11 protein-coding genes are annotated in these 12,390 nt (G+C 71.5%); 5 read left to right on the top strand and 6 right to left on the bottom strand.

Features of this window, described 5'->3' with window-relative positions; genetic code table 11:
* Positions 1-22: 22 nt before the first annotated feature.
* Genes ACWDUZ_RS18415 through ACWDUZ_RS18405 form a run of 3 tightly spaced genes read right to left on the bottom strand, consistent with a single transcriptional unit; the run spans position 23 to position 2,900 of the window.
* Positions 23-856, bottom strand: a complete 834-nt coding sequence (locus tag ACWDUZ_RS18415) for an HpcH/HpaI aldolase/citrate lyase family protein (protein ID WP_451632844.1) — start codon at positions 854-856, stop codon at positions 23-25.
* Complete coding sequence (locus tag ACWDUZ_RS18410; RefSeq protein WP_451632843.1) at positions 853-2,070, bottom strand: CaiB/BaiF CoA transferase family protein; 1,218 nt, start codon at positions 2,068-2,070, stop codon at positions 853-855. Before ACWDUZ_RS18410 ends, ACWDUZ_RS18415 begins: the two co-directional genes overlap by 4 nt.
* Positions 2,067-2,900 (bottom strand): IclR family transcriptional regulator, encoded by an 834-nt coding sequence (locus ACWDUZ_RS18405; RefSeq protein ID WP_451632842.1) that lies wholly within the window; start codon positions 2,898-2,900, stop codon positions 2,067-2,069. Before ACWDUZ_RS18405 ends, ACWDUZ_RS18410 begins: the two co-directional genes overlap by 4 nt.
* A gap of 236 nt (positions 2,901-3,136) precedes the next feature.
* Here ACWDUZ_RS18405 and ACWDUZ_RS18400 point away from each other — a divergent pair, with 236 nt between their 5' ends.
* The 4 genes from ACWDUZ_RS18400 to ACWDUZ_RS18385 are packed head-to-tail and all read left to right on the top strand — an operon-like array spanning position 3,137 to position 7,081.
* Positions 3,137-3,544, top strand: a complete 408-nt coding sequence (locus tag ACWDUZ_RS18400) for a hypothetical protein (RefSeq protein WP_451632841.1) — start codon at positions 3,137-3,139, stop codon at positions 3,542-3,544.
* Positions 3,541-4,191 (top strand): aspartate/glutamate racemase family protein, encoded by a 651-nt coding sequence (locus tag ACWDUZ_RS18395; protein ID WP_451632840.1) that lies wholly within the window; start codon positions 3,541-3,543, stop codon positions 4,189-4,191. Before ACWDUZ_RS18400 ends, ACWDUZ_RS18395 begins: the two co-directional genes overlap by 4 nt.
* Positions 4,188-5,618: an FAD-dependent oxidoreductase gene (locus ACWDUZ_RS18390; protein ID WP_451632839.1), complete on the top strand. Its 1,431-nt coding sequence runs from the start codon at positions 4,188-4,190 to the stop codon at positions 5,616-5,618. The genes ACWDUZ_RS18395 and ACWDUZ_RS18390 overlap by 4 nt, the downstream gene beginning before the upstream one ends.
* Positions 5,615-7,081, top strand: a complete 1,467-nt coding sequence (locus tag ACWDUZ_RS18385) for a dihydroorotase (protein ID WP_451632838.1) — start codon at positions 5,615-5,617, stop codon at positions 7,079-7,081. Before ACWDUZ_RS18390 ends, ACWDUZ_RS18385 begins: the two co-directional genes overlap by 4 nt.
* A 542-nt stretch (positions 7,082-7,623) precedes the next feature.
* Here the strand turns inward: ACWDUZ_RS18385 and ACWDUZ_RS18380 are convergent.
* The gene (locus ACWDUZ_RS18380; RefSeq protein WP_451632837.1) at positions 7,624-8,586 is read right to left on the bottom strand and encodes a zinc-dependent alcohol dehydrogenase family protein; all 963 of its coding nucleotides are present in this window, start codon (positions 8,584-8,586) and stop codon (positions 7,624-7,626) included.
* Positions 8,587-8,752: 166 nt separating this feature from the next.
* Here ACWDUZ_RS18380 and ACWDUZ_RS18375 point away from each other — a divergent pair, with 166 nt between their 5' ends.
* Positions 8,753-9,439: a TetR/AcrR family transcriptional regulator gene (locus ACWDUZ_RS18375; RefSeq protein ID WP_451632836.1), complete on the top strand. Its 687-nt coding sequence runs from the start codon at positions 8,753-8,755 to the stop codon at positions 9,437-9,439.
* Between the two features lie 252 nt (positions 9,440-9,691).
* Here ACWDUZ_RS18375 and ACWDUZ_RS18370 read toward each other — a convergent pair whose 3' ends face one another.
* Both ACWDUZ_RS18370 and ACWDUZ_RS18365 read right to left on the bottom strand, forming a co-directional pair.
* Complete coding sequence (locus tag ACWDUZ_RS18370; RefSeq protein ID WP_451632835.1) at positions 9,692-10,807, bottom strand: hypothetical protein; 1,116 nt, start codon at positions 10,805-10,807, stop codon at positions 9,692-9,694.
* Positions 10,804-12,354, bottom strand: a complete 1,551-nt coding sequence (locus ACWDUZ_RS18365; RefSeq protein WP_451632834.1) for an alpha/beta fold hydrolase — start codon at positions 12,352-12,354, stop codon at positions 10,804-10,806. Before ACWDUZ_RS18365 ends, ACWDUZ_RS18370 begins: the two co-directional genes overlap by 4 nt.
* Between the last annotated feature and the right edge of the window lie 36 nt (positions 12,355-12,390).

Here is a 12,390-nt window from a genome sequence, read left to right as displayed (position 1 = left end):
AACTGGTCGCGGTGTTGGGTGGTCAGCCGGCGAGGTGGAGCACCCAGCGGGCGCGGGCCACGACCGCGGGGTCGACGAACCGGCCGCGGTCGTCGAGCCAGGCCGCACTGCCCGCGTCCTGGGCGCGGTGCAGGGAGTCGACGAGCCGACGGGCCTCCTCGACTTCTTCGGGCCGGGGGGTGAACGCCGCGTTGACCGACGGAATCTGCCTCGGGTGGATGACGGACCGGCCGAAGAAGCCGCAGACGCGGGCGCGTTCGGTGTCGGCCGTGAGTCCTTCCACGTCGGCGACGTCGGTCCACACGCTCTGGACGGGGCCGGCGAGGCCGGCGGCGCGGGCGGCGTTGACGACACGGGCGCGCGCCCAGTCGAGCGCGCCGTCGCCGCTCACCCGGAGATCGGCGGCGAGGTCCGTCTCGCCGAGCGAGAGGAGGGCCACCCGCGGTGCGGTCGTGGCCAGTTCGAAGGCGCGCTCCACGCCGAGGGCTGTCTCGAGCAGCAGGTGCAGCGGGGTGTCGACCCGGTCGAGCACCGCCCGGATCTCGTCCGGGCTCTCGCACTTGGGGAGTCTGAGGCCCTGCACGGGGGTACCGGCCAGGGCGTCCAGGTCGGCGCGTCCCTCGGGGAGTCGGACCTGGTTGACGCGGAGCCACAGTGGTTTGGGCCAGAGCGCGGCCGCCGCCTTGACGGCGTGCGCTCGGGCCTCGTCCTTGCGGTTGCGGGGTACGGAGTCCTCCAGGTCGAGGACGACGGCATCCGCTGGGCCTGCCATCGCCTTGTCGAGGAGGTCGGGGCGGGTGGCGGGCACGTAGAGCCAGGACCGCACGGTGCCGGTGGCCCGCGGGGCGCTGCTCATACGATGCCCCGTTCGGCCAGGGCGGCCAGTTCCTGGGCACCGACGCCGTACCGGCCCAGCACTTCCGCCGTGTCGCGGCTCTTGCGCGGGCCGGGCCAGCGGACGGCTCCGGGGGTGTCGCTGAGGCGGAACGGCACGTTCTGGAACCGGATCGTGCCGAGTTCCTCGTCCTCCACCGTGGTGATCGTCCTCAGTGCCTGGAACTGCGGGTCCTCGAAGATGTCACTCATGTCGTAGATCGGGGCGACGGCGGCCTGGGCCTCCTCGAACGCCTCGATGACCTCGCTGCGGGTGCGGTCGGCGATCCACGAGCCGACCGCCGCGTCGAGTTCGTCCGCGTGCCGGGCGCGCTCGGCGCCGGAGGCGAACCACGGCTCGTTGACGTACTCGGGGTGCCCGACGAGGTGCATGACCCGTTCCGCGATGGACTGGGCGCTGGTGGAGACGGCGACCCAACTGCCGTCCTTGGTGCGGTAGGTGTTGCGTGGAGCGTTGTTCACGGAACGGTTGCCGGTGCGCGGCTGGAGCTCGCCGAGTTGGTCGTAGGCGATGGCCTGCGGCCCGAGCAGGGTGATCATCGGTTCGATGATCGCGAGGTCGAGCACCTGCCCGCGCCCGGTGCGTTCGCGGGCGTGCAGCGCGGTCATGATGCCGAAGGCGGCGGTGAGGGCGGACACGCCGTCGGCGAGCCCGAAGGGCGGGAGGGTCGGCGGTCCGTCGGGCTGGCCGGTGATGGCGGCGAAGCCGCTCATGGCCTCGGCCAGGGTGCCGAACCCGGGCCGCTTGGCGTAGGGGCCGCTCTGGCCGAAGCCGGTGATACGGGCGAGCACGAGACGTGGGTTGATCGCGGCGAGGGACTCATAGCCCAGTCCCCAGCGCTCCAGCGTGCCCGGCCGGAAGTTCTCGATGACGACGTCCGCGTCCGCGACCATGCGGCGGAAGATGTCCTGCCCTTCGGGGCTGCCCAGGTAGAGGGTGATGGCCTTCTTGTTGCGGGAGAGCATCTTCCACCACAGGCCGACGCCGTCCCTGCTCGCACCGTGGCTGCGCACCGGGTCGCCCTTGGGGTGTTCGATCTTGGTGACGTCGGCGCCGTAGTCGGCGAGCAGGGTGGCCGCGAGGGGTCCGGCGAAGAGTGTGGCGATGTCCAGCACCTTGATGCCGGCGAGGGCTGCGTCGCTGGCTGCTGGAACAGCGGGTGCGGTGTCGGTCATGGAGGTCCTTCCGTTGTCGCGTGGGAGGAGGCAGCCCTGAGAGCGGATTCGTCCGCGGCGGGACCGTCACCGGTCCAGCCGAGCGCGGCGGAGATGCCGCGGGCCGCCTCGACCACGCTGGGCGCGCAGGCGCTGACGAACTGCGGGGTGAAGCGAGAGCGCGGGCCGCACACGGAGACCGCGCCGAGGACGTCGCCGTCGAGGCCGAACACGGGTGAGGCGACGGAGCCGGCGTCCGCCTGGCGCTCGCCCTGGGAGCTGGCGTATCCGAGCTCCCTGATCGCCTTCAGTTCGGTGCGGAGCGTGTCGGGGTCGGTCTGGGTGCTGTCGGTGAGGGCGGTGAGCGTGGCGGCGAGGACCTCCTCGCGCCGCGCCCGCGGCAGGAAAGCAAGGATGCACTTGCCCGAACTGCCCGCGTGAAGCGGGAACCTGCGGCCCAGGTCGACGGTCATCTTCACCTCGTGGGTGCTGACGATCTGGTCGATGTAGGCGCGTCCGCCGGGCACGAGCGTGGTGAGGGTGACGGTCTCGTGTGTCTCCTGCTGGAGCCGCCTGAGCGTGGTGGCGGCAACGGCCCGCAGGTCGAGCTCGCGCAGTGCGCGGGCCCCGAGGGCCGCTGTGGTCGGTCCGAGACGGTACAGCCGGGTCTGCGGGTCGAGGGCCACCATGCCGCGGGTGACGAGGGTCTGCAGGATGCGGTGCACCACGGCCTTGCTGAGGCCGAGTTCACGGGCGATCCGGGAGACGCCGAGTTCGTCGGGTCCGTCGGTGAACAGCAGGAGGACGTCGATCACGCGGCCTGCGGTCTCGGTTCCGGGTTGAGTCGTCATGGGCCCATTCTTGCCTGTCCCGTGCGTGGTGGTCGGGGGGTACCCGTAGCAATCTCTTGCATCCGTACCGCTCAATGGAACATCAGACAAGCACCGGTCCTCGGCAGGGTCAAGGGTCTTCACCCAGCAAATATCTGGAATATTGATGGTTCACCGAGAGGTATTGACGCGCTCTCGAATGCGTTGAAATTATCGATACGTGAGAGCGTTCCGCTGAATGGAACGCATGGAGGGAGGTGGAGCAGGTGCCCGCCGGCCAGTCCCACGAACAACCGCACGAGGCCCGCGATCCGAAGGACGCGGCCGCACCGCAGACAAAGGAGCCCGCCCGCCTGACCTCGCGACTGTCCTGGTCCGACATCCCCGGGACCGTCCGCGAGCACTTCTCGCTCCTCCTGCTCGACATCCTCGCCGTCACGGCCGCCGGATCGTGCACCGAGGGACGGGCGACAGCCGGCCACCGCCCCTTCACACCCCCCACGCCGTGGGCCGTCCTCACCGGCCCGCTCGGCGACGACGCCCTGGTTCGGCAGCTGCGGCGGGCCGCGGACCGGCTGCCCGAGACCGACGACGTGGGACCGCTGCCGCGGGACCTCGCCCCCCTGACGACCGCCCCGGCGGCGAGCTCTGGAGGCATCGCGTGAAAACCCTCTCCGTCACCTCGGTGCGCGTCGGAACCGACGAGCCGGCACGGCGCCGCACCCGCCGACGGCGCCTCTCGCCACCGGGGGCGGAAGTCGTCCCGGAGCACGACGGCCAGGACGCCCCCGGGCGGTCGGCCGCCAAGGACGAGGCCCGAGCCTCCACCGCCTCCGTCACCAAGGCGCCGGCGGCGGCAGCCGAGAAGGCGTCCGCCCTCCGCACGCCGGACCGCGCTGCTGCGGTGACGCCGCACGGTGCGGGCCTTCCCCCCGTCGGCACGCCGCCTCCGACCACGACCCTCCTGGCGGTCACCGGGAGGGTGTCCGGCGCCGTCACTCGCGACCGCATCATCGGCGGCGCCCCGGCCGAACGCTTCGAGGACCACGGCCCGGCCGACTACATCGAGGACGACGGCCCGGGGCCGTGGTTCACCGGTGCCACCGCGCTCGGCCCGGGCTTCGGCGCCATCCCCGGCACCCGGCGGCGGAACGAGGCCGGACGCGGCGCCCTCGACGGCTGTGCCGCGCGCGGCATGACCGCCGTGATCAACGGCTGCTCGGCCGTGGACACGGACGCGACGCACGCCGTGAAGCTCCTCGGCCCGGCAGACCGCGCCCTGCGGCTGCCGGCGGCAGGGGCGCGGGCATGACCGACGGCGCGCCGGCGAACGCCGAGAACGGGCAGGAGGGAGCGGTCGACCTCGTCGTGGCAGGTGCCGGCGGCGGCCTGACGGCCGCGCTCAAAGCGGCACAGGCCGGGCTGAGCGTCCTCGTCGTCGATCCGGACGAGCAGTTCCTGCGCGGGAACAACACCTCCATGTCCACCGCGATGATCCCCGGCGCGGGCTCGCGCTGGCAGCGCGAGGCGGGGATCGAGGACAGCCCCGCACGCTTCGTCGCCGACATCACCGCCAAGACCCACGGCACCGCCGACCCCGCCCTCGCCGCCGCCCTCGCGCGGATCAGCGCACCGCTGGTGGAGTGGCTCGTCGACGACGCGGGCCTGCCGCTGAAGCTCGTCACCGACTTCGGCTACCCGGGCCACTCCGCGCACCGGCTGCACACCGTGGAGGGACGGCACGGGTCCACACTCCTGCGCCACCTCTACGACCGGGTGCGGTCCTCACCCCACGTCGACCTCCTCGTCCCCGCCCGGCTCGCCGACGTCGAGCGGGGCGGGGACGGCGAGGTCACGGCCGCGATCGTGCAGTATCCGAGCGGGCACCGGGAGACGATCCCCGCGCGAGCCGTCCTGCTCGCCACCAACGGGTACGGCGCCGACCGGGACCTCGTGGCCCGGCACCTGCCGGACATCGCGCAGGCCGACTACCACGGCGGCCAGTTCTCCCGCGGCGACGGCCTGCGGATCGGCCTGCGGCACGGCGCGCGCGCCGCCTACCTGGACGCCTACCAGGGCCATGCGGCGCTCGCACGGCGCTCGCGGACCCTGGTCGGCTGGGCCACGATCATGCACGGCGCGGTGATGGTCGACCGCGACGGCCGGCGGTTCGGGGACGAGACCACCGGCTACTCCGAGTACGCGGCCGCCCTCGCGGCCCGCCCGGGAGCCTGCGGATGGATCGTCCTCGACCAGCGCGTCCACGACCTGTGCCTGCCGTTCACCGACTTCCGCCAGACGGTGGACGCCGGGGCGCTGGTGTGGGCCGACGACCTCGACGGCCTCGCACAACGAACCGGCTGCGAGGCCACGGCGCTCAAGGAGTCGGTCACCGGCCAGGCCGCCCTGGCCACCGGGGCCGCACAGCACGACCGGTACGGCAGGACCTTCTTCGAGGAGCCGCTGCGCCCCCCGTACGCGGCCGTCGAGGTGATCCCCGCCCTGTTCCACACACAAGGCGGCCTCGTGGTGGATGAAGACGCCCGCGTCCTCGCCGAGGACGGATCGCCGATCCCCGGGCTCTTCGCGTCGGGCGGGGCGGCACACGGCATCTCGGGACACGGCGCCGACGGCTACCTCGCGGGCAACGGCCTGCTGCCGGCCCTCGGACTGGCCTGGCAGGCGGCGACCGCCCTGGCCCACACTCACGTACACGAAGAAAGGCACGAGCACACATGAGCGAACTGGACCTGCTGATCAAGAACGTGCGCCTGGTGAAGCACGACGCGGCAGACATCCCCACCACCGACCTAGGCGTCAAGGACGGCGTGTTCCACCGCATCGCCCCCGGCATCCCGGCCTCGGACGCCCGCGAGGTCGTCGACGGCAACGGACTGCTGGCGTTCCCCGGCGTCGTCGACGCCCACCAGCACTGGGGGATCTACAACCCGCTGTCGGACGACACCGCGACGGAGAGCCGCGCCTGCGCCCAGGGCGGTGTGACCACGGCGCTGACGTACATGAGGACCGGCCAGTACTACATGAACCGGGGCGGCAGCTACGACGAGGTCTTCCCACTGGTCCTCGACAACGCGGAGGGCCGCTCCTACGTCGACTACGGCTTCCACCTCGCGCCGATGCAGAAGTCGCACATCGCGGAGATCCCCGAGCTGATCGCCCGCTTCGGCGTCACCTCCTTCAAGGTGTTCATGTTCTACGGCAGCCACGGCCTGCACGGCCGGTCGGCGGACCAGAACGAGTTCCTGATGATCCCGCCGGGCGAGCGCTACGACCTGGCGCACTTCGAGTTCGTCATGCGCGGTGTGCAGGCGGCGCGCGAGGCGTACCCCGAACTGGCGGACGCCATCTCCCTGTCGCTGCACTGCGAGACGGCGGAGATCATGACGGCCTACACCAAGCTGGTGGAGGAGGAAGGCACACTCGACGGGCTCGCCGCCTACAGCGCCTCCCGTCCGCCCCACTCCGAAGGTCTCGCCGTCACCATCGCCAGCTACCTCGCCGCGGAGACGCAGCTGCCGAACATCAATCTGCTGCACCTGTCCTCGCGCAAGGCCATCGAGGCCGCGATGCTGATGGCGAAGACGTTCCCGCAGGTCGACTTCCGGCGGGAGGTCACGATCGGTCACCTGCTCGCGAACATCGAGACCGCATCGGGCATCGGCGGGAAGGTCAATCCGCCGCTGCGGCCGCAGGACGACGTGGACGCGCTGTGGGAGCACCTGGTGGCGGGGAACATCGACTGGGTGGTCAGCGACCACGCGTGCTGCAAGGAGGAGACAAAGTTCGGCGACCCCGCAAGCGACGTCTTCGCGGCCAAGTCGGGCTTCGGCGGCACCGAGTACCTGCTGCCCGGCCTCGTGGGTGCGGCACCCGCGCACGGCCTGCCGCTGCAGAAGGTCGCGGAACTGACGGCATGGACCCCGGCCCGGCGCTTCGGCCTCGCCACGAAGGGCGTGATCGCGGAGGGCTACGACGCGGACCTGGCGCTCCTCGACCCGTCGCGGTCCTGGACGGTGGACGCGGCGGACTCGGAGTCGGCGCAGGAGTACACGCCGCTGCAGGGCCTGGAGATCGGGGCGCGGGTGGAGTCGACGTTCCTGCGCGGCCGGCCCGTCTACGCGGACGGCAAGGTGGTCGGCGACCCGCACGGCCGCTACCTGTCGCGGCCGACCACGCGCTGAGGCCATCAGGGGCGCCGCCGGGCAGCGGGCCCGCCCGCCCAGAAGCCGCCGCGTTCTTCGGGGCCGGGGCCACGGCCCCGGGAATGGCCGCCCGCCTGGGGCCGGGGTCTGCTGATGCACAGCATGCGCAAGGGCTGCCGTCCCGATCCCGCGCGAGTGTCCGGAGGCGGTCCAGACCAAGCTGCCCGGCCCGGACCTGACGTCTGCGGGGACGGCGTGGCTGCGTCGTTGTCTCGGCGGCCGGGACGGACAGCCAGGCCGCTGGTCAGAGGCCGGGCGCGTACGGGCACACGAGATCGGTCATCGCGCGCAGCAGATCGTCACTCACCGGGGCGAGGCTGTTCTCGGCGAGGTCGTGCGGGGGCAGACCGTCGGGTGCGGTCATCGTGCTGATCTCCTTGGCGCTTTCGACATCTCGAGGATCAGCCGGTGGCCGTCTTGTGTCCGGGCGCTCACTTGGCTGCCGGGCAAACGACCGGATCAGGTGGGAGCCGGTCCACCACTTCCCAGAACGCAACCCGCGAACACCGTCTTCGCCCGGCTCAGGGCGTCAGCACGATCCTGCCGAACACCTCCCCCGCGTCCATCTCGCGGTGGGCCGACGCCGCCTGGTCCAGTGGCAGCACTTCGTGCACGACCGTGCGCAGATGCCCTCGCGCGGCGTCGGCGAACTGGGACGACCGCACGGCCTGCCGCTCGGGTCCGGGGACGGTGTCGGAGCTGAACGTGGCGAACGACAACGACCTGCGGAAGGCGTCCATCAACCGCAGGCCGAAGTCCGCCGGCGGTTGCCCACCGACCACACCGACGGCCACGTACCGTCCGCCTGCGTTCAACTTGTCCAGGAAGAGGGGCAGCTGGGGACCCGCTACGACATCGATCACCACGTCGAAACCCACCGGTGCGTCCGGGCCGGCCTCGCCCAGGCGGTCGAGGACATGGGTCGCGCCCAGGTTCCGCAGGCGGGCGCCGCGCTCCGCCGACGAGGTGGTGACCGCCACCGCGCTCGCGCCGCCCCTGGCCGCGAGCTGGACCGCCATGATCCCGATGCTGCCCGCCGCGCCGCGCACGAGCACCGTCTCGCCGGGCGTGAAACCGGCCCGGTCCAGGGCGAAGTGGGCGACCACCCCGGAGCCGCCGAGGGTCACCGCGTCGATACCGGTCAGGCCGTCGGGCAGCGCAAGGACGTCCTCGACCGCGGCGACGGCCTGCTCGGCATACCCACCGGACAGGCCGGTGAACGCCCACACCCGCCGCCCGATCCACGAGGCGTCCACGCCCTCTCCCACCGCGGTGACCCTTCCCGCCACCTCGCTGCCGAGGAGATGGCCCTCCCGGAAGCCGTGGGCGGCAAGCGTTCCCCGGCGGATCACGGCATCCACACCGCCCACCCCGATCGCCTCCGTGACGATCCGCAGCTGCCCCGGGGCGGGAACGGGTATGGGCACATCGACGACCTCCAGGCCATCGGGGTCTCCGAACGTCCTGATCACGACGGCTTTCATCTCTGCTCCTCGGGTCGGTGGAAGGACGGATCACGGCTGCTGCGGCCGCGGGCGTCGAGCCGGCCTCCACAGCCGTGCGTCACCGGTGAAGCGCTCGGACGGGCCGGCAGCACCTGCCATCGGACCGTAACGGACGCCCCCGTCCGTTACGGTAAAGTGAGACATGATGACCAGCGATTTGCCTCGGACCGTGCGCTCCGACGCCCGCGACAACCGGGCCCGCATCCTGGACGCCGCCCGCACGGTGTTCGGCGATGAAGGCCTGAGCGCGCCCATGCGCGAGGTCGCTCGGCACGCAGGCGTCGGCCCCGCCACGCTGTACCGGCACTTCCCGACCAAGCAGGCACTGATCGCGGAGACCTTCGCCGAGCAGCGGCGCGCCTGCCATGCCGCGGTCCGCGACGCCCTCGCGGACCCGGACCCGTGGCACGGCTTCCGGAGCCTGATCGAGCGGATCTGCGAACTCCACGCGCACAGCCGGGGCTTCGCCGACGCCTTCATGACGGCCTTCCCCGAGGCCATGGACTTCACCGCGGACCGCGAGCGGACTCTGCGCGCGGTCGGCGAACTGGCCCGCCGTGCCCAGAAGACCGGCCGGCTGCGCCCCGGCTTCGTCGTCGACGACCTGGTCCTCATGCTCATGGCCCACCGGGGCCTCCACGACATGCCGCATGCCGCCCGGGTCACGGCCTCCCGCCGCTTCGCCGCCTACGTGATCGAGGCGTTCCACGCGCCACCGGAGACGGGAGCCGACATCCGCGCCGAGGTGGTCGACCGAGGCGACGGCCGAGACTTGCCGGTCATCGATGGTGGAGGTGATCAGCTGGCCATAGCTGGGCGGGCGAGGTCGTAGCCGGCGTCAGCGACGATCAGCAGCTCGGGGCACCCCTGCTCCAGTGACCCGCACCGGTCAAGCCCTTGACTACGCCGCGTAGTTGGGCGGCGGTGACGGCGTCGTCGGCCGGGCCGAGCCGGACCGCGTCGGTCGGGTGACCCCCGAGGTTGAACAACAGGCTGCGGCAAGGGAGCACGTCAATCACTCTGGCCCCCTCCGCTCTGCCCCAGCGAGACTTTGAGGGGTCTGGTGCCGGACGATCTGGGTGTATCAGGGAACGGCGCCGCCGATCAGGTTCAGTCCACAGATGACCATCCACAGTTCGACCGGCGCCTGGGGTGTCCAGCGGTGCTCGGTGGCAAGGCCCAGCCAGTGCAAGGCGGCGTAGGCCGCTGCCGCGATGGCAGTTGCGCTGATGATCAGCCAGGTGCGGCGTCGGCCGGTGGGGGCTCCGGTGAGAGGCCATCCGTTCAGGAGCGGGCCGGTGATGGACGCGCCGACGACGAACATGGCGCCGGCGGCCGACAGTTGGGGGCCGGTCATGCCGAGCGGGCCGGTGGCGACCTCGTAGGTGGCCGAGCCGAGCGCGAGGACCGCGACGTTCGCAAGGGCCACCCGTGCGGGGCGGGCCTTGATCAAGGAGCAAGGCCATCCGTGGAGCAGGCCGTGCGCGGTCTGCCAGATCGCCACGGAGATCAGCCAGGCGGCGATGTCGAGTGCATCGAACGGGCCGTGCGGGTCCCACAGCGACAGTCGCCGCACGTCTGCGGTCGCCGAGCCCCAGTTCGCCAGCGTCGCGTATGCGATGAGGGCCACGGCGAGGCAGCCGAGCACCACGAGGCGGCCGGCCTTCGGCCCGTAGCGGGCTGGGAGCACCAGGCGGCCCTCGCTGACGACCGACACCTGCAGGAATGTCACGAACGCCAGTGCTCCGACAGGGATCTCGTAAGGGAACGTGGGCATCTGACGACCTGACACCACCAGGGTGGTTCGTGTTGCGCCGTTCAGGTCGCCGTGACCGAGCAGCATCTGCCCGAGCAATGTCAGCCCCGCAGCAATGACGATGATCAGCAGCGAATTGATGAGGGCCGCCCCGCGACCGCGTGCGCCTGCGTCCCAGTCGGCGACAGCCGCCAGTACCGGCATGGCAAAGGTCGTGGGGACACCGAGAACCAGCAGTGATCCCAGGGGTCCCAGGGCGAAGCCGCCCACGACGAACACCGCGGCGGTGACCGCAAGGCCGCCGAGCATCCGGCGCCCGGCCGCGGGCCCGTGGTGTCGCAGTCCGCTGCCGGTGCCCGGCCGGCTGTAGTTGCTGGACGGCGGCGCCCCGCGCCCGTGCTGCGCCGGGCGCGGGGCGGTCGCCTCGTACTGGCTGCTGGTCACGAGCGGACGCTGCGGCTGGGATGGGACTGCTCGTAGCTGCGACTGTTGATCTCGACCGCGTGGCCGAACAGGTCCTCGGCATAGGTCATCAACATGCCCGGTATGGGTTCGGTGATCGGGGTGTTCTGGTGTCCTCCGGCCGCGCTGATCCGGTCGGCGAGCTCATCGATGCAGTGGTCGGTGACACAGAAGTGGTAGAGGCCAGGCGGGGGCACCGTGCCAGGACGCCAGGGAGTGGCCCGGCTCTCGGATGCGCCACTGAACTCGAAGAGCTCCAGACCAACACCGTTGCCCGTCGCCAGGTGTGCCTGGCGAATGCGAGTCCACGTCGGCCCGTAGATGCTGTTGAGCCGCGCGGCCTGCGGACTCGTGGGGGAATACTCGGTCGGCCCGTCGATCAACTCGAAACCCAGCACGCTCTGGTACCAGCCGAGAGCCGCGTCCATGTCCTCGATACGCATGCCGAGATGGTTGATCGGCAGCGGCGCGATGCGGGTGTCCGGCGCCGTGAACGACCCAGCGCGGACGGGCTGCGCCACGCTCGCGTTCCCCTGCTCGTCGTTCCATCGGGCGGGCAGCTGCGCCGCGGGCACAGGTTCGCAAGGCAGTCCGTCGCGGTAAGGGGCCAGGAACCGGGTCAGCGCGTCCAGCATCACGTCGGGAGTCTCTTCGGCCGGGTAGTGGCCGCAGTCGGGAATGATCACGCTGTGCACCTCCGTGGCGCCCAGCCTCATGGTGTTGGCCACCAGGTCCCCGGAGTTGGCCTCGCCGGCGATCGCCAGGACCGGAAGGGTCAGGGGCTGCTTACGGCGTTGCTCGTTCTGCGCGATCGTGGCGTCCAGGGCCCGGTAGAAGGCGAAGCTGGCATGCAGGGCGTCGGGATCGGACGCCAGGACGTCGACGTAGTAGCGCACCACTTCCTCGGGAAGCTTCTGCGCGGCCTTGCTCTCGAACTGGGCGCCGAAGTAGAGGTGTTCGCGGCCCCGGACGAGCTCTTCGTTGAGCCCACTCAGCCTGTTGAACCCGAAGTGCCACAGCCGGGTGTTGGCCTGGTCACTGGCGAACAGCGGCGGCGACGGGGACAGTCCCGGGATGGCGGCTTCGGCGACAGCCAGGCGCTCGATGCGGCCGGGGTGGTCGGCTGCCAGCGCGTAGGCGGTCCACATGCCGACGTCGTGGCCGACCATGGCGAACCGGTCGTGGCCCAGTTCCGTCATCAGGGCCGCCATGTCGTCGGCCAGGGTCCCGGTGTCGTAGCCGTCCTCCGGCTTGTCCGACAGGCCGACACCTCGCGGGTCGACGGCGATGACCTGGAACTCCCGGGCGAGTGCCGGCATGACCAGACGCCATGCGTACCAGGTCTGGGGCCAGCCGGCCAGGAGCAGCAGCGGCGGACCGTCGCCGCCGATGACCGCGTGCAGGCGGACCTTGCCGGTGTCGACGAACCGGCTGGTGAACGTGTCGGTGAACCCTGCCGGCAGGCCGGGCGCCATCGAGGCTGCGCCGGGCCCTTCCGGCACCGGCGGATGAGTGGTTGAGGCGGTCACTGAGATCTCCGTTTCGAATGCGCGGGTGAATGTGTG

This window comes from Streptomyces sp. NPDC003393 (assembly GCF_053589015.1).
This window is presented reverse-complemented; position numbering and strand designations above follow the sequence as displayed.